Raw genomic sequence first — 20461 nt, forward strand, 5'->3', positions numbered from 1 at the left:
ATCCGGGGTTGACTGGAATTATTTTCTATATATGTGTCGTTTCGAGCGCGCAAAGAGAAAATTTTTTCTTCTATTGCGCACCGCAACTATAGAATTTTCGCCTCCAGACGCAAAGTGGCAGAGATGCATCTTCTCAGGTCCGATTCCGGCGCAGATGGGCTGGGCTTCACCGCTCCCGTTTCCAAGCAAATTCCGGTCGCGCAGACCGCCCCCAGCATGGACCATCTCGACCAGTTGGAGGCACAGAGCATCTACATCTTTCGCGAGGCATTTGCCCGTTTGAAGAAGATCGCCCTGCTGTGGTCGCTCGGCAAGGACTCCAACGTCATGATCTGGCTGGCGCGGAAGGCGTTCTTCGGCCGCGTGCCGTTCCCGGCGCTGCATGTCGACACCGGCAAGAAATTTCCGGAGATGTACCGCTTTCGCGATCACTACGGCAAAGAATGGGAACTCGATCTGCGCGTCGAGCCCTGCCCGCCCATCGATGCCGTCGATCCGACGCTGCCGCCGGCTGCCCGCTCCGCTGCGCGCAAGACCGAAGGCCTCAAGATGGCGCTCGCCAAATACGGCTTCGACGGCCTGATCGCCGGCATCCGCCGCGACGAGGAGGCAACGCGCGCCAAGGAGCGCGTGTTCTCGCCGCGTGGCCTTGAAGGCAATTGGGACGTGCGCGACCAGCCACCGGAATTCTGGGACCATTTCAACGCCTCGCCGCCGCAGGGCGCGCATTTGCGAATCCATCCGATCCTGCATTGGACCGAAGCCGACATCTGGGCCTACACCAAGCGGGAGAACATCCCGATCATCCCGCTGTATCTCGCCAAGGACGGCAAGCGCTATCGCTCGCTGGGGGATCAGGACATCACCAATCCGGTCGCGTCGACCGCGTCCAATATCGACGAGATCCTGATCGAGCTCGAGCAGACCAAGGTGCCGGAACGTGCCGGCCGTGCGCTCGACCACGAGACCGAGGACGCCTTCGAGCGTCTGCGCGTCGCCGGCTATCTCTGATCTCAGGACGCGAGCGCGATATGAACATGATCGTCACCCCCGCTTCGCCGGCTACGCCCAACGGCACCACGCGTCCTCAGGTCCGCATCGTCATCGTCGGCCATGTCGACCATGGCAAATCGACGCTGGTCGGCCGTCTCTTGCACGAGACCGGCAGCCTGCCCGACGGCAAGCTGGAAATGCTCAAGGCCGTCAGCGCCCGGCGCGGCATGCCGTTCGAATGGTCGTTCCTGCTCGACGCGCTGCAGACCGAGCGTGACCAGGGCATCACCATCGACACCACGCAGATCCGCTTCCGCACCAATTCGCGCGACATCGTGCTGATCGACGCGCCCGGCCACGCCGAATTCCTGCGCAACATGATCACCGGCGCCTCGCAGGCCGACGGCGCGGTACTCATCATCGACGCGCTCGAAGGCGTGCGCGACCAGACGCGGCGGCACGGCTATCTCCTGCATCTGCTCGGCGTGAAGCAGGTCGCGATCGTCGTCAACAAGATGGACCGCGTCGACTTCTCCGCAGAGCGTTTCAAGGAAATCAGCGACGAGATTTCCGCGCATCTGAACGGCCTCGGCGTGAAGCCCACGGCGGTGATCCCGATCTCGGCGCGCGACGGCGACGGCGTTGCTGATCGTACCGACCGGATCGGCTGGTACAAGGGTCCGACGGTGGTCGAGGCGCTCGACGCCCTCGAGCCGGCTCGGCCGCTGGAAGCGCTGGCGCTGCGGCTGCCGGTGCAGGCGATCTACAAGTTCGACGACCGCCGCATCCTGGCGGGCCGGATCGAATCCGGCAGCCTCATTGCCGGCGACGAGATCGTGATCATGCCGGCCGGCAAGATCGCGAAGATCAAGACGGTCGAAAGCTGGCCGGTGACGCCGGTGGCGGGACGGCAGGGCGCGGGCCGCTCGGTCGGCATCACGCTCGACCGCGAATTGTTCATCGAGCGCGGCGACATCATCGCGCATGTGAGCGCTGCCCCGCGCGAGACGCGGCGGCTGCGCGCGCGCATCTTCTGGCTGCACGACAAGCCGCTCGCCAAGGGCGACCAGTTGCTGGTTCGGTCGGGGCCGAAGGAAAGCCGCGCCACCGTGGTGGAAATCGAGAAGGCGGTCGATCCCGGCGAATTGTCGAGCGTCGAGAACAAGGCGATCGGCCGCAATCATGTCGGCGAGATCGACATCTCGTTGTCGAATCCGATTGCCACCGATCCCTACACCGAAAATCCGCGAACCGGACGCCTCGTGATCGAAGTCTCGGGGCGCATCGCCGGCGGCGGCCTCGTGCTGTCGGTCGATGCCGGCCAGCGCGCCGTACCGGTCGACATCGTGCCGGTCGAATCCGCGCTTCGCCCCGACGAACGCTCCGCGCGTTATCAGCACAACGGCGCCGTGGTCTGGCTCACCGGTCTGCCGGCCTCGGGCAAGTCGACGCTCGCCAAAGCTCTGGAGCGGCGGCTGTTCAGCAATGGCGGCTCGCCGGTCCTGCTCGACGGCGACACGCTGCGCGCCGGGCTCAACAGCGATCTCGGCTTCTCTGCGGCCGATCGCAGCGAGAACATCCGCCGCCTCGCCGAAGTCGCGACGCATCTCGCGCGCAACGGCCACATCGCGATCGTCGCGGCGGTCTCGCCCGCGCGCGAGGACCGCGCCGCCGCGCGCCGCATCGCCGACACAGCGTTCCGTGAGATCCACGTCGCGACACCGGCAGAAGTCTGCGAGGATCGCGATCCCAAGGGGCACTACAAGAAGGCCCGCGCCGGCGCGCTGGCGTCGTTCACCGGCATCGGCAACGACTACGAAGCACCGCAGGCAGCCGAGCTCGTGATCGACACCTCGACACGGAATGTCGCCGATGCGGTCCACGAGATCGAGCAGATGCTGAAGACGACCGGTGTGCTGTTCGACGAGGTCGTGGACCTCGCCGCGAATATTTGAGTCTGTGCTACTCCCGCTCCCGCTGTCGTCGCCCGGCTTGACCGGGCGACCCATATTCCAGAGACCGCGTGGGGATTCAGAGAAGCCGCGGCGTACTGGATTCCCCGACTGCCGCCTACGCTGAAGCTTCGGCGCCCCTGGAGCTCGACCCCGGCGAAGCCTTGGCGTAGCCGGGTCGCGGGGAATGACAGCTGTGCGTGGGGCCGCCCCACTCTCCTTGACATTTTGACAAACCTTTAGGGGTCTTCTCACCGCCCCGATTTTGGGGCTAATAGGGCCCTGAAAGCCGTCCTTCATGGACGCATTTTGCTGCTGTCGGGTCAAAAGCAGCCAAAAACAGCCATTTCCAACAAGAAAGCCCATCATGAAACGCGTCGACGCCCACGGATTGAAGATCGCTCCCGTCCTGTTCGATTTCATCGCCAAGGAAGCGACCCCGAAAACGGGGATCGCGCCGGACGCGTTCTGGGCCGGACTCGCTGCCATCATCAAGGAGCTGGGGCCGCAGAATAGGTCGCTGCTCGCATTCCGCGACACGCTGCAGGCCAAGATCGACGACTGGCACCGCGCCAACAAGGGCAAGGCGTTCGACCTCAACGCCTACACCGCCTTCCTGAAGGAGATCGGCTATCTCGTTCCGGAGCCGGCGACCCAGAAGGTCGAGACCGCCAATGTCGATGAGGAGATCGGCAAGATCTGCGGCCCGCAGCTCGTCGTTCCCCTCACCAATGCGCGCTACGCGCTCAACGCCGCGAACGCGCGCTGGGGCTCGCTCTATGACGCCTTCTACGGCACCGACGCGATCCCGCACGATCCTTCCGAGAGCGGCAAGGGCTACAACAAAGCGCGCGGCGACAAGGTGATCGCCAAGGCCAAGGCGTTCCTCGACGCCGCCGTGCCGCTCGCGACCGGCAGCCACACCGACGTCACCGCCTACAGCGTCGTCGCGGGCCAGCTCGCGGTGAAGCTGAAGAGCGGCAACGCTACCGCGCTGAAGAACGCGGCGCAGTTCGCCGGCTTCCAGGGCGATGCGGCTTCCCCGAGCGCCGTGCTGCTCGCCAACAATGGACTGCATGTCGAGGTCAAGATCGACCGCAGCAGCGCGATCGGCAAGGACGATCCGGCCGGCGTCGCGGACATGATCATGGAGTCCGCGGTCTCCACCATTCTCGACATGGAAGACTCGGTCGCCGCGGTCGATGCCGAGGACAAGGTGCTGGTCTACCGCAACACGCTCGGCCTGATGAACGGCACGCTGTCGGCGGACTTTGAGAAAGGCGGCAAGACGCTGACGCGCTCGCTCAACGCCGACCGCAGCTACAAGACGCCCGACGGCAAGGGCGAGGTCAAGCTGCACGGCCGCAGCCTGCTGCTGATGCGCAATTGCGGTCACCACATGTTCACCGACGCGGTGCTGGACGAGAAGGGCGAGGAGATTCCGGAAGGCCTGCTCGACGCCGCCGTCTCAGGCCTGCTCGCCATTCACGACCTCAAGGGCAACTCCAAGGTCAAGAACAGCCGCACGGGATCTGCCTATATCGTCAAGCCGAAGATGCACGGCCCGGACGAGGTATCGCTGACCTGCGAGATCTTCGACCGCGTCGAGAAGATGCTGTCGCTGCCCGAGAACACGCTCAAGGTCGGCATCATGGACGAGGAGCGGCGCACCACCGTCAACCTCAAGGCCTGCATCCAGCGCGCCTCCAAGCGCATCATGTTCATTAACACCGGCTTCCTCGACCGCACCGGCGACGAGATCCACACCTCGATGGAAGCGGGCCCGATGATCCGCAAGAACGAGATGAAGGCGCAGGCCTGGATTAAGGCCTATGAGGACTGGAACGTCGACATGGGCCTGACCTGTGGCCTGCCCGGTCATGCCCAGATCGGCAAGGGCATGTGGGCCGCGCCAGACAAGATGGCGGACATGTTGCAGCAGAAGCTCGGCCATCCACAGGCCGGCGCCACCACGGCCTGGGTGCCCTCACCGACCGCCGCAACGCTGCACGCGCTGCACTACCACCAGGTCAACGTCATCGCGCGCCAGCAGGAGTTCACCAAGGGCGGGCCGCGCGCAAAGCTCGAAGACATCCTCACCATTCCGGTGTCGAAGTCGAACTGGGCACCCGACGACGTCAAGCAGGAGATCGACAACAACTGCCAGGGTATTTTGGGCTACGTCGTGCGCTGGATCGACCAGGGCGTCGGCTGTTCCAAGGTGCCTGACATCCACGATGTCGGCCTGATGGAAGACCGCGCCACCTTGCGCATCTCCAGCCAGCATCTCGCCAACTGGCTGCACCAGGGCGTGATCACCGAGGCGCAGGTGATGGAATCGCTCAAGCGCATGGCCGTCGTGGTCGACAAGCAGAATGCCGGCGATGCCATCTACAAGCCGATGGCGCCCGCCTTCGACGGCACAGCCTTCAAGGCCGCCTGCGACCTCGTCTTCAAGGGCCGCGAGCAGCCGAACGGCTACACTGAATACATCCTCACCGCGCGCCGCCGCGAGGCCAAGGCGAACGGCTAACCCAAGCCACAAGGTCAAAAAGCCCCGGCGCAAACCGGGGCTTTTTTCTTTGATACCGAGTGGACTCGCTAAAACACAGCGAGATATTTCAGCAGCGACACGATGCCGATGATGATGACGACGACGCGCGCAATCTGCTTGGCGCGGCCGTCCATCGGCAACATGTTGATGAGATAAAGGACCAGAATAACGACGAGAAAGGTGACGAGTACGCCGACCAGCATTGGATTGCCCCCTTCAGGCGATTGCGACTGACGACTCAACGTCCGGACCCAGGACGAGGTTCCAGTTTGGCAACCTGTTCAAACAGTTGAGTTTTTCGCATTTTTGCGCTTATTGCAATGCGAGATGCGTAATTCTGCCAGCGCTGAGCGTCCTGCCGCCGCCGAAGAACGATCTGCCTCGAACGGCATCCGCCAGCAGGCCGCGCATGCGGCAGGCATCGCCAGCCGCGCGGTCACCTGGGCCCGCGAGACCGACTTCACTGTGCAGGGATTGGCATAGTCCGCGGACGCAATATCTCGGGAAGATTCGCGGCAACATCAGCTAGGCTGGAGCAACGCGCTTCGAGCCCCCCGCTTGCGCGAGGACGACGTAGAAGCAGTTCCCTATTCCTTCGCCACCACCGGGACTTGCCGGAATCTGGCGCGCACCGAGTCCGGTAGCGGCGAGAAATTCATCGCGACGCCGCGGCGGTCGTTGGCGTTACGGCTGGCGACCACGAGGCCGTTCGCGCCGGCGACGATATCGCCCTTGCGCAGGGTGGGATCGTCCTCGATCTTCACCGATGCAAGCCCGACCGCGTCCTTGCCATTGCAGGTACAGCCCGCAACGATTTCGTTGCGATAGCGGAACGCGTTAGGCAGCTCGGAATAGGGCTTTCCCTTGTCGGTGGTGGCGTCGTCGATATCGCCGCCATAAACCAGCGAAGTCTCGGACGTGGGGCAGAAACTCTTGCAGGATTGCGCCTTGCTCTCGGCATCGTTGCCCTGCGCCGGGAAGTAGCGGCCGTCGCAGCCCCGCACGCAATAGGCCGTGCCGCCGCCATGGGCGGCGCGCTGTCGCGGGGCGTCATACCGCGGCATGTCATCACCGGGGAACGGCGTCCGGATCTGTGGAGGCCGCGCTCCGAACCCACCGAACAGCGCCGAGAAGAAATCTTCCGCATGTGCCGATGGTGCGAATGCCAGACCGGCGGAGACAACGACCATGATCGCCGTTCCACCAGCCACTTTGCCAATCAGGCGTGTGCTCATATGACTCACTCTTAGTTCACGGCGGTCGTCGTAACGTTCAGCGCCTGCCGGCCAGAGGGTAGCGCCGTCACGGCCGAACGCTTGCGCACGGGGTCGCCGCCCTTGGCCATCAGCGGCGCGTTCTTCGGCAGCACCACGACCTTGGCGCCGACATTGACGCGGCCGAACAGGTCGGTGACGTCTTCGTTGGTCATGCGGATGCAACCGGAAGAGACGAACTTGCCGATCGTGGAGGGATCGTTTGTGCCGTGGATACGGTATTCGCTGGAGCCGAGATACATCGCACGCGCCCCGAGCGGGTTGCCGGGACCGCCGGCGACGAAGCGCGGCAGATAAGGCTGGCGCGCGATCATCTCGGCCGGCGGACGCCAGTCCGGCCACTCCGCCTTGCGGCTGACGCTCTGCACGCCGGACCAGGTGAAGCCTTCCCGGCCGACGCCGACGCCGTAACGGATCGCGCGGCCGTTGCCGAGCACGTAATAGAGATAGGTGTTATTGGTGTCGATGACGATGGTACCGGCCGGCTCGCTGCGGTCGAAGCCGACGATCTGCCTGCGCAGGCGATCGGGCAGTTGGGCATCCTCGTCAGCCGCCTGCGGCGCGTCGTTGACGTAGCCCTGGGCGTAACCCTGGTCCTGCGGATAGGCCTGTTGCTGCATCGGCGCGTAGCCAAGTGTCTGCGCGCTCGCGCCGGCAAACGGCACCGTAAGCAGAGTGGTTGCGAAGGCGAAGGCGGCGGCGCGCGGCGAGAAGCTGCGACGGACTGTGGAGGACCTGGTCATGTGCTGCCCCGTGGGATGCGTGCATCAGGGAGATGCGCTTGCGAACAAACGCCGCGGGGGCGATTCAAGTTCCGGCCCTGCACGCGGCATCCCTGTCACAGTCAAGCGAGGACGCAATCACGAAGGCGCGATGGAACCGCTTTGCCACTCGCGCATTATCACCGCGTCGATGGGCACGCGGATCGAGGCTCCCGTGCGGGAGAGATATTGTGCGCGTCCTTCCCAGTGAACGTCTGACCACCGGCAGCAGTGAAGGCAGTCCGCTTCCCGACAATCATTCCGAGATCCCGCCGGTTATCCGCCGCACCGAATTCGTGGCCTTCGCGCTTGCCGGCCTCCTGCTGATCGCCATCGTCACCGTGCTCTATGTCGGCAGGGCATTTTTCCTGCCGGTGGTGATGGCCTTCGTCGTCGGCACCATGCTGTCACCGGCGGCGACCTTCCTGGAAAACCACAAGGTGCCGCGCGGATTGGGCGCCGCGCTGATCGTAATCGCCGTGACCGCCCTGGTTGCCTTCGTCATCGCGCTGATCGCGTCACCTGTGATGGAATGGAGCTCGCGCCTGCCCGAGCTCGGCGCGCAATTGAAGGACAAGCTGCACGTGTTCGACCGGCCGCTGGCGCTGTGGCGCGAGCTGCAAGTCATGGTCGGCGGCTCGGAAGGGCTGCCGAGCTTCCAGATGCCGAAATTCGAGTGGGTCCAGCCGACGCTGGAATTCCTGTCACCGACCTTTACCGAATTCCTGCTGTTCTTCGTCACCTTGATCCTGTTCATCGCGAGCTGGCGAGACCTGCGCCGGGCGCTAATCATGAACTTCAGCGACCACGATGCGCGGCTGCGCACGCTCCGCATCCTCAACGAGATCGAGGTCCATCTCGGCAATTACCTCTTGACCGTCACGCTCATCAATGTCGGCGTCGGCGTCGGCACCGGCCTCATTTGCGCAATTACCGGCATACCAAACGCCGCCGGCCTCGGCGCACTCGCCGCGACCCTCAACTTCATCCCGATCATCGGGCCGGTCGCCATGTTCGCGGTGCTGGTCGTGGTGGGGCTGGTCGCCTTCCCGACCATCAGCGGCGGCCTGCTGGCGGCGCTCGCTTTCGGCGGCCTTACTTTCCTGGAGGGACATTTCGTCACGCCGATGATCATCGGGCGGCGGCTGGCGCTGAATGCGCTCGCCGTGCTGCTGGCGCTCGCGTTCTGGACCTGGCTCTGGGGGCCGATGGGCGCCTTCCTGTCGTCGCCGCTCCTGATCGTCGCGCTGATCCTGAAGGAGCATCTGATGCCGGCGGATGCGCCGCAGCTTCCGCAGGGCTGACCGGTTTCCGTGAACGGAACTTACCCCAAGACGAAACGTTCTCCGGCTATCTCAGCCGCAACAGTTTGGAGCTCCCGATGTCCACGACCAATGCCGAAGCCGGGATGAAAGACTGGACCGACAAAGCCACCAGAGAACGCCTCGAGAAGGATGTAGCAGCCGTGAAAAGCGATATCGCCGCCCTCACCGACCAGATCACCGACGCCCTCAACACCTTTGCCAATTCCACCAGCAAACAGGCCCGCCGCGGCTATCGCCAGGCCCGCGAGAACATGGATACCGCGCTCGACGACATGTCGGAGCGCAGCAGTGCAATGATGGGGGCGGCCCAGGAAGCCTACGGCTCGATCGAGGAATCGCTCGAAGACGCGATCACACAGCGGCCGCTTGCGACCGTCGGGCTAGCGCTCGGCATCGGCTTCCTGATCGGTGCCGCCTGGCGCCGGTGAGATTTACGGACGCCTGAAGAGCGGCGGCACCGGCGCATTGCCGGTGTCGACCCGTGACGGTTTGGCTTGTAGGGGAATTGAGGAACGAGGGCCATGTTTCAGCGCATCATCGACGGGATCAGCGCATCTACCGGCACGGCGGTGCGGCTGACCTCGCTTGCCGCAGGCGCGGCGTTCGCGCTGCTCGTGACGACATGCTTCCTTTGTGCCGCCGCCTTCATCTCGGTGCTGGAGAAATATGGCCCGGTGCAGGCTTGTCTCGCCGGCGCCGGAATCTTCTTCCTGCTGACGCTGGCTGCGGCAGGTTCTTATTGGGGCTACAAGCGCGAGTTGCAGAAGCGCGCGCAAATCGCGGCCGAGCGTGCCGCGAAATCGGCGGCGCCAAGCATGCTCGCGGACCCCATGCTGCTCGCCACCGGACTGCAGATCGTTCGCGCCATCGGGGTCAAGCGGCTATTGCCGATCCTGGCGATCGGCGGCGTCGTCCTCGGCATCATGGCGAGCCGCGCCGGCGTGCCGGACGAGGCGTCGGCCGAACCGGCCGAGTGACGACCGAAGTTCCGGGCAGCTCGGGTCATTCCCGGCTGCGACCGACGCAGAAGGCGGCAACCGCCAGCGGTGATGCAAGCGCGATCCAGGACAGCGGCAGCCATATGCCTCTCTGGCCGAGCAAAGCCGACAGCAGGCCGAACAGGCTCGCCGCCGCGAGCAGCGTTGGCCACCGCCAGATCGCGGCGAGCGAACGGCGGCCTCTCATTCGGCACCGCCCGGCGAGGCCAGCGGCATCGCCGTAGCCGGCCGTGCCTGCGTACTGGCGGCCGACGATCTCACGAGCCAAAAGTAGAGCCCACTGGCCAGGACAAGAATGGTGACGAGATCCAGCATCACCCAGATGATCTTCAGCGGCATGCCGCCGTAGTCGCCGAAATGCAGGGGACGCGACAGCTCCAGCGCGCGCAGATACCAGGGCATGGCGACCGCGGACACCAGCGCGCCACTCCTGGCATCGACTAGCACCGGACTGAACAGGCGCGAGGTCAGCGGCTCCTTGCCCTTGGTCCAGACCACATAGTGGAAGGGCGAACCGAACGGCGCGCCCGGATACACCACGCTGGTCGTGATCATGTCGGGGAATGCCGCCTTCACCGTATCATAGGCCGCCTGCGGCGAGGATAATTCTGAGGTGCGCGGCACGGGCTTGCCTTGCAACGGCGCCAGCATCGCGCGCACGTCTGTCTGCTGCCACAGCGCGAACAGGGGCGTGGAGAGCTCGTTGATCACGCCGGTCGCGCCGACGACCAGGGCCCAACCAAGCGTGACGACGCCGAGCAGATTGTGCAGGTCGAGCCATTTCAGCCGCCGCGAGCGGGCCGCGCGTACCGTGCCGAAATCCAGCTTGCGCATGAAGGGGCCGTAGATCGCGATGCCGGAAACGATCGCGGCGACGAACAGCAGCGCCATCGCGCCGAGGAACAGCTCGCCCGGCAGCCCCATGAAGAGATCGCGATGCAGCGTCAGCATTAATTGCAGGAAGGAGAGCCCGTCCGCGCCGAAAGGCTTGGTCTGTTTCAGCACCTCACCGGTATGAGCATCGAACCGGATCGAAAAGAGCGCCTTGCGGTTGGCGTTGAAGGCTTCCCACGAGCTCGCCATGTAGACCATGATCTTGGGCTCGTCGTCGTCGACGAAGACGGAGACGATGGTCTCGCCGGGGTACATCTTCCGGCTGGCGTCCACGACCTTGTCGAGGCTGACGTTGGGCGTGTTGTCCGGCACCTGGGCGTAGGGCAAGGCGTCATCGAGCAGGCTATTGATCTCCTCCCGCAGCACCAGCGGCAGGCCGGTGATGCAGATCAGGAGCAGGAACAGCGTGCAGATCAGGCTCGACCATTTGTGGACGAAGAGCCAGCGGCGTAGCGCTGGCTTCCGCTCATACGCACGATCCTGAAAGGCCGCGTGCTCGCTCATGTCCGTCACCATTTATAGCGCAGCGTCGCAATCACGTTGCGGCGGAGTCCATAGTAACAGCCGCCGTCCTGACAATAGGTCACGTAGGTCTTGTCGAACAAATTGGTGGCGTTGACCTGCGCCGAATAGCCTTTGAACATCGGCCCCAGCGCCGAGAAATCGTAATGGATCGCCGCGTCGAACAGCGTCACGGCGGGAACGTAGAACGTATTGGCCGTATTCCCCGGAAGCTCGCCAATATAACGGACGCCGCCGGACAGGCCGAAGCCGTCGAGCGCACCGCCACGGAACGTGTAGTCGGCCCAGACCGAGGCGGAATTCATGGGGAAGCCGACCGGATGCTTGCCGAGCTGCGTCCCGGTGTTGGTCTTGGTGACGACGTTGTCGAGATAGGTGTACGAAGCGAGCACCGTCAGCTCGCGGTTAACCTCGGTCTTGGCCTCGAACTCGATACCGCGCGACCGGATCTCGCCGGTCTGGACGCGTTGCCCGACGCCATGGGTTGGATCGGTATCCGGCGTCAGCACGTTCTGCTGGACCAGGTTGAACGCTGCAATCGTGTAGAGCGATTTGTCGTTGGGTTGATATTTGATGCCGACCTCTTCCTGCTTGCCGGTGGTCGGCACGAACGGACTGCCAGCAAAGGTCGTGCCGGCAGTCGGCTGGAACGATTCGGTATACTGGATGTAAGGCGCGATGCCGTTGTCGAACTTGTACAAGAGCGCACCGCGCTTGGTCACCGCAGTGTCCGACTTCGGACTGGTCGTCGTGACGTTCGATGCGAGTGCCGTGCTGTCGGTGCAGGACTGCGCGAGATCGTGGCGGATGCCGAGCAACGCGACCCAGTGGTCGTACTTGATCTGGTCCTGGATATATTCGCCGACCTGATCGATCCGCTGACGGTTTCGGGTCGTGAACGGCACTGGCCCGAAAGACTGGCCATAGACCGGATTGAAGGCATTGATCGACGACACGGAAGCAATCGTGCCGTTGAGTGTCTTGTCCACACCGTTGCGGTAGTCAATGCCGGCAAGCACGGTATGCTCGATTGGGCCGGCATGGAACCTGGTCTCGACCTGATTGTCGACCGCGATCGAGCGGATGCTCTCCAGCGTGGTGTAGGCGCCGCGGGGCAGATTGCTCGGATCGGGGCCGAAGGGAGACACCACGGCAAAGTCGGTGCTGAGATCGGTGTAGCGCAGATTCTGCCGGACCTTCACACTGTTATTGAAGCTGTGCTCGAACAGATAGCCGACCGAGCCGTAGGTGCGGTCGGTCTTGTCGAAGCCCGGTTCGCCCGAATAGAAGCTGGTCGGAATGAAAGCGCCCTTGAAGGGTGTGACAGTTCCAACGCCGAGAGGCGGCAGCTGATTGTAGAAGCCTGCCTTGGGGTCGCGCTGATAGGTGCCGAGCACCGTCAGTGTGGTGTTGTTGTCCGGCCGCCACGTGAGTGACGGCGCAATCGAAATGCGCTGGTAATCGCCATGATCGACCTGACTTCCAACGTCGAAGCCGGACGCGATAAAGCGGTAGAGAAACTCCTTGTTCTTGTCGATCGGTCCAGACAGGTCGACACCGGCCTGCATGCGGCCATAGCTGCCGGTCGAGACGAACATCTCGTGATAGGGATCGAGCGTCGGTCGCTTCGAGACCATGTCGACGAGACCGCCCGGTGACGACTGGCCATACAGGATCGAGGCCGGACCGTGCAGGACCTCGACCCGCTCGAGGTTGAACGGCTCGACCAGCGAATAGGCGAAGATGCCGAAATTCAGCAGCCGGAGGGAGTCCAGATATTGGTCGGCGAGGAAGCCGCGAACATAGACGGCGTCGGTGCGGGCATCCGCGCCGGCAAATTCGCTGCGCACACCCGGCGTGTAGCGCACTGCCTGCGCGATGCTCTGCGCGCCCTGGGCCTGGATCTGGTCCTGGGTCACGACGGAGATCGCAGCCGGCGTCTCGATCAGCGGCGTATCGGTCTTGGTGCCGGTTCCGCTGCGGGTGGCCACCATGCCGTCGACATGCCCGAAAGCCGATTCCTTGCGTCCGGCGCTGGTGCCGGACGCGCCTGCCGCGGCGGCGCTCGCGGCCGCATTCGAACGTGACGCCGCGCGCGCCCGCGCCGCACTGCCGCGACTCCGTGACGATGGCGCACGCGCCCGCTTGGGAGCTTCGCGGCTTTCGACGACGACCGGGCTCAATTCGCTTGAACTTGCCGGCGACGTCGGTGCCGACGATGATTGTGCCGCGGCCTCGCCCGCACCAAAGACCAGAACGATCGAACCAACGGCTCCCATGAGCCGCCAGCGCCCCACTTCCAATACGCCCACCGCAACTTCCCCATTCCACGGCCGCACGTCCATGCGACCGAAGAGGAGTTACCGCGAAGGTTCAGGAGAACGTGCTGGAAGAACTCCAGATTGGATATTTTCCATTTCCAGAGTTCAGAAGCTGCGCAGCCGGGGACAACAGCGTGCAGGACGGCGGGGTTGGGACGTCGGGGCCCAAGTATCCCCTTTCCGAAAGTTGCTTTGCAGGCGGATTGAACGCGGTCATCGCAGCTCGGCGCGGCGATCATGCGCATTTTGTGCCATCTGGGCCAAATCGCCCGCCGCTCACGCAAATGCTACTCGGATGAGCAGGTGGTTGCCGCTAAAAGCATCATCCTGATTCCCAAAGCTATTTTAATCAATGAAACCGTCCGTCAAGGCGAACCTCGCCGCATTCCGTCACGACGCCAGACTGTATTTGACGCTCGGCATCGCCAACTGGTCGGTGTTCGTCGACCACATCCCCAACAACGTCGTCAATCTGCTGACGCTGCGCAATTTCGGCTTCAGCGGCGCGGCCGACCTGTTCGTGTTCGTCGTGGGCTACGGCGTCGCCATCATCCACGGCCGGATGGCGCTTGAACGGGACTACCTCGTGGCGGCGACGCGCATCTTCCGCCGGGTCTGGCGGCTCTACGCCGCCTATGTCGTGCTGTTCGTGATCTATATCGCCACCATCACCTACGTCGCCTCGCAATCGATGGCGCCGGAGATCATCCACGAATACAACATCTCCGGCATTCTCGAGCATCCTCTGCGGATCTTGGTCCGCGGCCTCGTGCTCCAGGAGGAGCCGCTGAACCTCGACCTCCTGCAATTGATGATCCCGCTGATGGCGTTCTTTCCCTTCGCGCTGTGGGGCCTGTTGCGACGGCCGAACCTAACCCTGGCGGCATCGGTCGCGTTGTATGTTGCCGCACGCTGGTTCGACTGGAATTTTCGGGTCTATCCGGACCAGGAATGGACCTTCAATCCGCTGTGCTGGCAGATGCTGATGGTGCTCGGGGGCTGGTTTGCCGTGACAGGCGCGCCCGGGCGCGCGTTACGCGACATGCCCTGGCTGCGGATTCTCGCCGGCACCTATCTCATCTTCGCGATGGCCATCACCTTGCTGCGCCATTCGTCGGCAATGTCGGCTTATTTGCCGGACCTCCTCCTCGACAGCATCGCGCCGACCGACAAGGAAAACCTCGCCCCTATCGCGTGGTTCACTTCCTCGCGCTCACCTTTCTGGCGACCCATCTCGTTCCGGCCGATCACCCCGGCCTGCGGTTGAAGCCGCTCCAGGCAGTGATCAGATGCGGCGAGGAATGGCTCGCCGTGTTCTGCGTCGGCGTGTTCCTGTCGTTCGCCGGCCATCTCATCCTGATCACCAGCGCCAATCTGGTGGCGATGCAGATCGTCGTGAGCCTTGCCGGCTTCGCCGCGATGACCGCGGTGGCTTATTACGTCGCCTGGTCGAAGTGGCAGGATCTGCCAACCGCCTTGCGGCAGCAGGCCTAGCGATATCATCGTGCGTTAGCGCATACGCCTTGTGATTTCCCTAGGCCGGCCGATGAGGCTGCGCTATCCCGGGCAGGAGCGATTGGCGAGGAGACCGGGCGTGGTGATGGCGAATGGCGGGGGTGACGGGGCCGACAGCGCCCCCCGGCGCGGCCGGCCGCGATCGATCGAGACCAGCAATGCCATTCTCGAAAGCGCCTATGCGCTGATGGCTTCCACCGGCCTTGCCGCCACCACCATCGACGCAGTCGCCCGCCATTCCCGCGTCTCCAAGATGACGATCTACAAATGGTGGCCATCCCGCGAGGCGCTCTTGATCGACGCCTTTCTTCAACATGCAGCGCAGATGCTGCCGTTGCCCCCGGTGAGCTCCGGCAACCCCGCCGCGCGCGCCCGCCGCCATGCCGCGGCCTACGCCGAAGCGCTCCAGGGCGAGTTCGGCAGGGTTCAGCTCGCTGTCATCTCCGAATGCATTTCCAGGACCGGCTCTGCCGAGCTGTTCTACGCCCGCTATCTGCAATTCCGTCGCGACGCGCTGGTCGAGATGATTGCGGCGGGCCAGAACGACGGCAGCATCCTGGCCGACGGGCCGGCTGAGGATCTCTACGACGCGATCTATGGCAGCCTGTTCTACCGCTACGTCTTCGGCATCGCGCCGATCACGCCGGCCTACGCCCGCAATCTGGTTGACCTGGTGTTGCGGCCCAAGGGTTAGCCCAAGGGTTAACCCAAGGGTTAGCTATCGCGCGGGCCGCACCGGCGCCGAGATCTTGTCCGTGCGATCGCGCTCGGTCATGTCGACGACCGTCTCCATCGGAGCGGTCAGCTCGTAGACATAGGAAGCGTCGGTGAAATAGCGCTTGGCGGTGCCGCCGAGCGCCTCGGGGGCGACACGGTCGAGCAGGATCAGGCCGAAATCGGAATCAGGGCGGCGCGTCGCCTCGCTGGTGTTGAGCTCCTCCCAGCGGAAACGGAAGATCTCGTCGGTGCCCTCGCCCGTCACCGTCCAGCTGGCCGTGATGTGCGGATGCTTTCCAACCAGCGACAGGCCCTCGTCGGAATGCGAGGCAAGTTCGAAGAACAGCAGCGAGAGGCTCTGCGCCGCGCGCGCGCTGACCGCGATATCAGGACCCGTGACGGCGATGCGGTCGGCGTGCGGGATGGCGCGCGCTTCGAACAGGCCCTTCAGCTTGACGCCCTGCCACTGGCTCTCGCTGAGCAGCGAGACCACGTTGGACATGGCGTGAATGCGGCCGATCAGCAGCTCGCGCGCGCCGTCGATGTCGGCGCCGTGACGCAAGGTGCGCGTCACGATCGACTGGATCACCGCGAGGATATTCTTGACCCGATGGTTGAGCTCGTCGATCACCGCGGTCAGGCGGCGCTCGAAGCCGATTCGGACCTGGATTTCCCGGCTGAGCCGCAGATTGTTGTAGGCGACATAGCCAAACAGGCCGCACACCATCGCAGTGATCGCAAAACCGATCGCAGCCACGATGATCGCGGTCTGCTCGGCGCGACGCGCCGAGTTGGCCTTGGCATAATAACCGAGCTGCCAATCACGGCCACCGAAGCTCACCGTGCGCGTTGCCGACGGCGCCGGTCCGTCCACCGCCGCCCTGCGCGTCGAAACCACGCCCTGGTCGTTGGCAATCAGCTCGACGCCTTCCTTGCGCGGATCCCTGAGCGCAACCGAGAACAGGGACATGTCGTCATTGGTCAGCATCAGCGAGGCGAGTTCGTAGGAAAACGTGACGAACCCGGCCGGCTCGGTCGCACCCTCGGGAATGACGGGGGCTGCCACGATGATCCCGACCGGCCCGTTGCCGCGCAACAGCGGAATCGGGTCCGAGGCCACCGATCTTTTCTCGATCCGGGCGCGCGTCAGCATGGCACCGCGAACCGGATCCTGGTCGTAACTTCGGCCCGGCAGAGCCTTGGTCTCGTCGCTGCGCGGTTCGAGATCCAGCAGCACGTCGATCGGCTGGGTGATCTCGGCCGGATTGATCGGCTTGTCGTCATAGGTACGGATGGTGGGATTCGGGAAGCCGGCGCCGGCAATGGCAGTCTGCGCCGCCGTGAGCTCGTTCGGCTTCAGCCGGGCGATCCAGCCGGCCACCACGAAATCGGTCTTGAAGGCGTAGATGGCCGAGCGCAGCGGCTCCAGCATGTTCGGCTTGATCACCGATGGCGCGCGGAACAGGCCTGAGGCGACACGGGCGAGCAGTTCGCGCTCGGTGAGCCGGTCCTGCACCAGGCTGGCGTGAACGTCGATCGCACGCGCGAGCGCGATCCGATCCAGCGCCAGCTCCTGGTCGTGGACGCGATAGGCCGCAAGCCCGGAGAGCAAGGCTCCGAGCAGAGCAATGAAACCGATGATGAAACCCAGCCGGACCACGCGACTACTCAGGCGAAAGCAGGAGGTCGGCAACAAACAAGGAGCATATCAACGCCGCTCGAACGGCCACGTGCCGAAACGGGGTGAACCCCGCTGGCAGAGATAATGAAGGAGGAGACATCGGTACGCAACGTGGGTCGCCTGAAAAGCTTAATCCGTCCGGCCGATGGTCTGACCGGGACGACTTGCCCGGACTCCGGAGGTAGTCAATCGCCGTGTCCGAAATTTGTTCCGCGGTTGCGGCCCCGACCCCACGGTTAACGCCAAAGAAAGCATGCGCCAAGTCGTCGCGCGCTGTCAGCCCGCCCGCTTCAGACCGCCTTTGGCCTCGATGAAGCCGACAATGCGGTCAAGGCCCTCGCTCTTCTTCAGGTTGGTCATGACGAAGGGACGCTCGCCGCGCATGCGCCTGGCGTCCGTGTCCATCTTCTCCAGGGAGGCTCCGACATGGGGGGCGAGGTCGATCTTGTTGATGACCAGCAGGTCGGACCGGGTGATGCCGGGACCGCCCTTGGACGGGATCTTGTCGCCGGCAGCGACGTCGATGACGTAGATGGTCAGGTCGGCCAGCTCCGGAGAAAAAGTGGCAGCGAGATTGTCGCCGCCGGACTCGATGAGCACGAGGTCGAGCCCGGGAAATTTCGCCCGCATGTCCGCAACCGCAGCGAGATTCATCGAGGCGTCCTCGCGGATTGCGGTGTGCGGGCAACCGCCGGTCTCGACGCCGGCAATGCGATCCGGCGTCAGCGAGCCCGAACGCACCAGGAATTCCGCATCCCATTTGGTGTAGATGTCGTTGGTGATCGCGGCGATGTCATAGCGCTCGCGCATGGTCTTGCAGAGCAGGTCCATCAGCGCCGTCTTGCCCGATCCGACCGGGCCGCCGACGCCGACACGCAAGGGGCCGTGAGATTTCGACATGTGATTCGCTCTTTCTCGATTGGAAGGCCGCACCGCTCACGACCGGAACAGTCGCGTATATTGGGTCTCGTGCCGCAGGCTGGCGAGATCGGCTCGGAAGGTCGCGCCGCCGAGATCGTCCAATGTCGCATTCAGCGCACGATTGGCGGTGGCGGCGACGGCCGCTTCCAGCCTTACCAGCACGCGCTGGCTGTCGGTCTGACCGAGCGGAATGAGCCGGCTGGCCGCAGAGATCCAGTTCGAGACCAGCGCATGCAGGAAGGCGTGCAGTGTCGGCGCCAGCGGCACGCCGTGCATGGCTGCGACCACGCCGACGGCGAGAGGATAGACCAGCGGCGTGCGGCATGCCGCAACCATGGCATCCAGGCCGTCTGCATCCCATGCTGCCCGGGAGATGTCGATGAAGGCGCGGCCCTGCGAGCTCGTCTCCAGCTGCCGCTCGCGCGACGGCACCATGGCCGCGGCGAGCTCGGCGATATCGCTTAAAGTGGCTTCCTCGACCGCCTCGGCGGCACGATAGGCGTGGACCAGGAACGTCGCGTCGCAAAAGCCGGAGCCGTCGCCGAGCATCGCGTCGAGCCAGTCGGCCAACGTGGCCGTATCGACGATGTCGCCGACCTCGACCGCCCATTCGATGCCGCTGGAATAGGAGAAACCGCCGACCGGGAATGCCGGCGACAGCCAGGTCATCAGCCGGTACAGCGCCGCTGCCTCGCGTTCGGCGAGGTCGCAGGCCGCGACCGGCTCACTTGTGGTCATGAGCATGCTTGTGGCCGTGGTGATGGTCGGGATGGTCGCAATGCTCGTCGTGGTGATGGTGGCCATGATCATGCGCTGCATGATCGTGAGGGTGGTGGTCGTGAGCGTGATGATCGCGGCCCTGATGATCATGATGATCGTGACCATGGTCATGATGATGTCCGTGATCATCATGACCATGGTCGTCATGTCCATGCGCATGGCCTGCGTCAGCATAGGCGCCACCTTCAGGATCGAACGGCGCTTCGATCTCGATGACGCGCGCACCGAGGCCCTTCACCATCGCCTCGATGACGTGATCGCGGCGGATACGCAAGGCCTTGGCCATGATCTGCGTCGGCAGATGGCGGTTGCCGAGGTGCCAGCCGACGCGGACGAGGTGGTGCGGATCGCGGCCGCGGATCTCGAGCAGCGGCTCGGGCGCCGCGACCACCTCGACCAGCCGGCCGTCCTCCAGCACCAGCGCATCGCCTCCGCGCAGCGCAACGGCATTCTCCAGGTCGAGCAGGAATTCGAGGCCGCGCGTCCCCGTCATGGCCATGCGGCGGCGGTGCCGGTCGTCGAAATCGAGCACGACCGTATCCGCTGGCGCTTCCGTGAAGCGGTGCTGTCCCCTGACCTGCGTCGCCCGGATCATGCGCTATACCTCAGAGCTTCTCAACCTTGCCGTCGCTGATGATCTCGATCACCGTCGGCGCCGTCTTCATCTGCGCGGAGTACTCGCGCCAAACCTTCATGTGCGGCGCCTTGGCATGTGCGGTGAGATCGTCGCGGGTCTCCCAGCGCTCGACCACTACATACAGATTGGGGTTGTTGACGCTGACATTGCCGTCATAGGAGATGCAGCCCTTCTCCTTGAGGGTCTCGACGGTGCATGCCTTGTGCCCCTTGATGAAGTCGTCTTTGTTCTCCGGCTTCATGGGCGTGGTGGCGATGACATAGATCATGGGGTTATTCCCTGTTGTTCTTGCTAGCGGACGTCGACCTTCTCGGGCGTGATCACTTCGATCTTCGGCGGGGCGGTAAAGCACTTCACCGCGACGCGGCCAAAGGTTTTCATGTGCTCCTGGCCGCGATGCGGCACCAGCGCCTCGGCGTTCTCCCACTGCTCGACGAACACCATCTTGGCAGGGTCGGTGACGCTCTCATGGAGGTCATAGGCGATATTGCCGGGCTCTTTCCGCGTCTCCTTGATGCAGGCGGTGGCGGCTGCAATGAATTCGGCGCGCGTCTCGGGCTTGATGGTCAGGGTGGCAACGACGTAGATCACGAGAAATCCTCCCGGCTTTTTTTCT

General features: G+C 64.0%; 20 protein-coding genes and 1 pseudogene. 9 read left to right on the top strand and 12 right to left on the bottom strand.

Features of this window, described 5'->3' with window-relative positions:
* Positions 1–216 precede the first annotated feature (216 nt).
* The 3 genes from cysD (at position 217) to CIT39_RS29550 (ending at position 5478) form a co-directional block, all read left to right on the top strand.
* Positions 217–1011: a sulfate adenylyltransferase subunit CysD gene (gene cysD / locus CIT39_RS29540; RefSeq protein WP_094977078.1), complete on the top strand. Its 795-nt coding sequence runs from the start codon at positions 217–219 to the stop codon at positions 1009–1011.
* Positions 1012–1031: 20 nt separating this feature from the next.
* Positions 1032–2948, top strand: coding sequence for an adenylyl-sulfate kinase (cysC, locus tag CIT39_RS29545; RefSeq protein ID WP_094976751.1), 1917 nt, complete (start codon positions 1032–1034; stop codon positions 2946–2948).
* Between the two features lie 364 nt (positions 2949–3312).
* On the top strand, positions 3313–5478 hold the full coding sequence (locus CIT39_RS29550) for a malate synthase G (RefSeq protein ID WP_094976750.1): 2166 nt from the start codon (positions 3313–3315) through the stop codon (positions 5476–5478).
* A gap of 68 nt (positions 5479–5546) precedes the next feature.
* Here the strand turns inward: CIT39_RS29550 and CIT39_RS29555 are convergent, their stop codons facing one another.
* Positions 5547–5702 (bottom strand): Thivi_2564 family membrane protein, encoded by a 156-nt coding sequence (locus CIT39_RS29555; RefSeq protein ID WP_007599832.1) that lies wholly within the window; start codon positions 5700–5702, stop codon positions 5547–5549.
* 124 nt (positions 5703–5826) lie between these two features.
* On the opposite strand from CIT39_RS29555, the gene CIT39_RS29560 reads away from it, so the two are divergent.
* Positions 5827–5982, top strand: coding sequence for a hypothetical protein (locus tag CIT39_RS29560; RefSeq protein ID WP_155526037.1), 156 nt, complete (start codon positions 5827–5829; stop codon positions 5980–5982).
* A gap of 104 nt (positions 5983–6086) precedes the next feature.
* Here the strand turns inward: CIT39_RS29560 and CIT39_RS29565 are convergent, their stop codons facing one another.
* Positions 6087–6734 carry a DUF2865 domain-containing protein gene (locus tag CIT39_RS29565; protein WP_094976749.1) on the bottom strand — a complete coding sequence of 216 codons (648 nt, stop codon included), beginning with the start codon at positions 6732–6734 and terminating at the stop codon, positions 6087–6089.
* 11 nt (positions 6735–6745) lie between these two features.
* Positions 6746–7516: a L,D-transpeptidase gene (locus CIT39_RS29570; RefSeq protein WP_094976748.1), complete on the bottom strand. Its 771-nt coding sequence runs from the start codon at positions 7514–7516 to the stop codon at positions 6746–6748.
* A gap of 209 nt (positions 7517–7725) precedes the next feature.
* On the opposite strand from CIT39_RS29570, the gene CIT39_RS29575 reads away from it, so the two are divergent.
* The 3 genes from CIT39_RS29575 to CIT39_RS29585 all read left to right on the top strand — a co-directional run bounded on the left by CIT39_RS29575 (position 7726) and on the right by CIT39_RS29585 (position 9836).
* Positions 7726–8838, top strand: a complete 1113-nt coding sequence (locus CIT39_RS29575) for an AI-2E family transporter (protein ID WP_162308751.1) — start codon at positions 7726–7728, stop codon at positions 8836–8838.
* Between the two features lie 77 nt (positions 8839–8915).
* Positions 8916–9287, top strand: coding sequence for an ElaB/YgaM/YqjD family protein (locus CIT39_RS29580; RefSeq protein ID WP_140481240.1), 372 nt, complete (start codon positions 8916–8918; stop codon positions 9285–9287).
* 93 nt (positions 9288–9380) lie between these two features.
* Positions 9381–9836, top strand: a complete 456-nt coding sequence (locus tag CIT39_RS29585) for a hypothetical protein (RefSeq protein WP_094976746.1) — start codon at positions 9381–9383, stop codon at positions 9834–9836.
* Positions 9837–9861: 25 nt separating this feature from the next.
* Here CIT39_RS29585 and CIT39_RS29590 read toward each other — a convergent pair whose 3' ends face one another.
* Genes CIT39_RS29590 through CIT39_RS29600 form a run of 3 tightly spaced genes read right to left on the bottom strand, consistent with a single transcriptional unit; the run spans position 9862 to position 13552 of the window.
* Positions 9862–10044 (bottom strand): hypothetical protein, encoded by a 183-nt coding sequence (locus CIT39_RS29590; RefSeq protein WP_094976745.1) that lies wholly within the window; start codon positions 10042–10044, stop codon positions 9862–9864.
* On the bottom strand, positions 10041–11255 hold the full coding sequence (locus tag CIT39_RS29595) for a PepSY-associated TM helix domain-containing protein (protein WP_094977076.1): 1215 nt from the start codon (positions 11253–11255) through the stop codon (positions 10041–10043). The genes CIT39_RS29590 and CIT39_RS29595 overlap by 4 nt, the downstream gene beginning before the upstream one ends.
* Positions 11256–11260: 5 nt before the next feature.
* Complete coding sequence (locus CIT39_RS29600) at positions 11261–13552, bottom strand: TonB-dependent siderophore receptor (RefSeq protein WP_094976744.1); 2292 nt, start codon at positions 13550–13552, stop codon at positions 11261–11263.
* A gap of 394 nt (positions 13553–13946) precedes the next feature.
* Here CIT39_RS29600 and CIT39_RS29605 point away from each other — a divergent pair.
* Together CIT39_RS29605 and CIT39_RS29610 are read left to right on the top strand one after the other, a co-directional pair.
* Positions 13947–15088: pseudogene (locus tag CIT39_RS29605) on the top strand (OpgC domain-containing protein).
* 106 nt (positions 15089–15194) lie between these two features.
* The gene (locus CIT39_RS29610) at positions 15195–15803 is read left to right on the top strand and encodes a TetR/AcrR family transcriptional regulator (RefSeq protein WP_162308937.1); all 609 of its coding nucleotides are present in this window, start codon (positions 15195–15197) and stop codon (positions 15801–15803) included.
* Between the two features lie 24 nt (positions 15804–15827).
* Here CIT39_RS29610 and CIT39_RS29615 read toward each other — a convergent pair whose 3' ends face one another.
* The 6 genes from CIT39_RS29615 to CIT39_RS29640 all read right to left on the bottom strand — a co-directional run bounded on the left by CIT39_RS29615 (position 15828) and on the right by CIT39_RS29640 (position 20436).
* On the bottom strand, positions 15828–17486 hold the full coding sequence (locus tag CIT39_RS29615; RefSeq protein ID WP_094976741.1) for a CHASE domain-containing protein: 1659 nt from the start codon (positions 17484–17486) through the stop codon (positions 15828–15830).
* Between the two features lie 297 nt (positions 17487–17783).
* Complete coding sequence (gene ureG, locus CIT39_RS29620) at positions 17784–18407, bottom strand: urease accessory protein UreG (RefSeq protein ID WP_008131868.1); 624 nt, start codon at positions 18405–18407, stop codon at positions 17784–17786.
* 36 nt (positions 18408–18443) lie between these two features.
* The gene (locus CIT39_RS29625; RefSeq protein WP_094976740.1) at positions 18444–19172 is read right to left on the bottom strand and encodes an urease accessory protein UreF; all 729 of its coding nucleotides are present in this window, start codon (positions 19170–19172) and stop codon (positions 18444–18446) included.
* A complete protein-coding gene (locus tag CIT39_RS29630; RefSeq protein WP_094976739.1) occupies positions 19153–19803 on the bottom strand; it encodes an urease accessory protein UreE in 651 nt (216 codons plus the stop codon). The genes CIT39_RS29625 and CIT39_RS29630 overlap by 20 nt, the downstream gene beginning before the upstream one ends.
* 10 nt (positions 19804–19813) lie before the next feature.
* Complete coding sequence (locus CIT39_RS29635; RefSeq protein ID WP_094892815.1) at positions 19814–20113, bottom strand: putative quinol monooxygenase; 300 nt, start codon at positions 20111–20113, stop codon at positions 19814–19816.
* Between the two features lie 23 nt (positions 20114–20136).
* Complete coding sequence (locus CIT39_RS29640; protein ID WP_092032158.1) at positions 20137–20436, bottom strand: putative quinol monooxygenase; 300 nt, start codon at positions 20434–20436, stop codon at positions 20137–20139.
* Between the last annotated feature and the right edge of the window lie 25 nt (positions 20437–20461).

Origin of the sequence: Bradyrhizobium symbiodeficiens, assembly GCF_002266465.3 — a bacterium.
Lineage (GTDB): Bacteria > Pseudomonadota > Alphaproteobacteria > Rhizobiales > Xanthobacteraceae > Bradyrhizobium > Bradyrhizobium symbiodeficiens.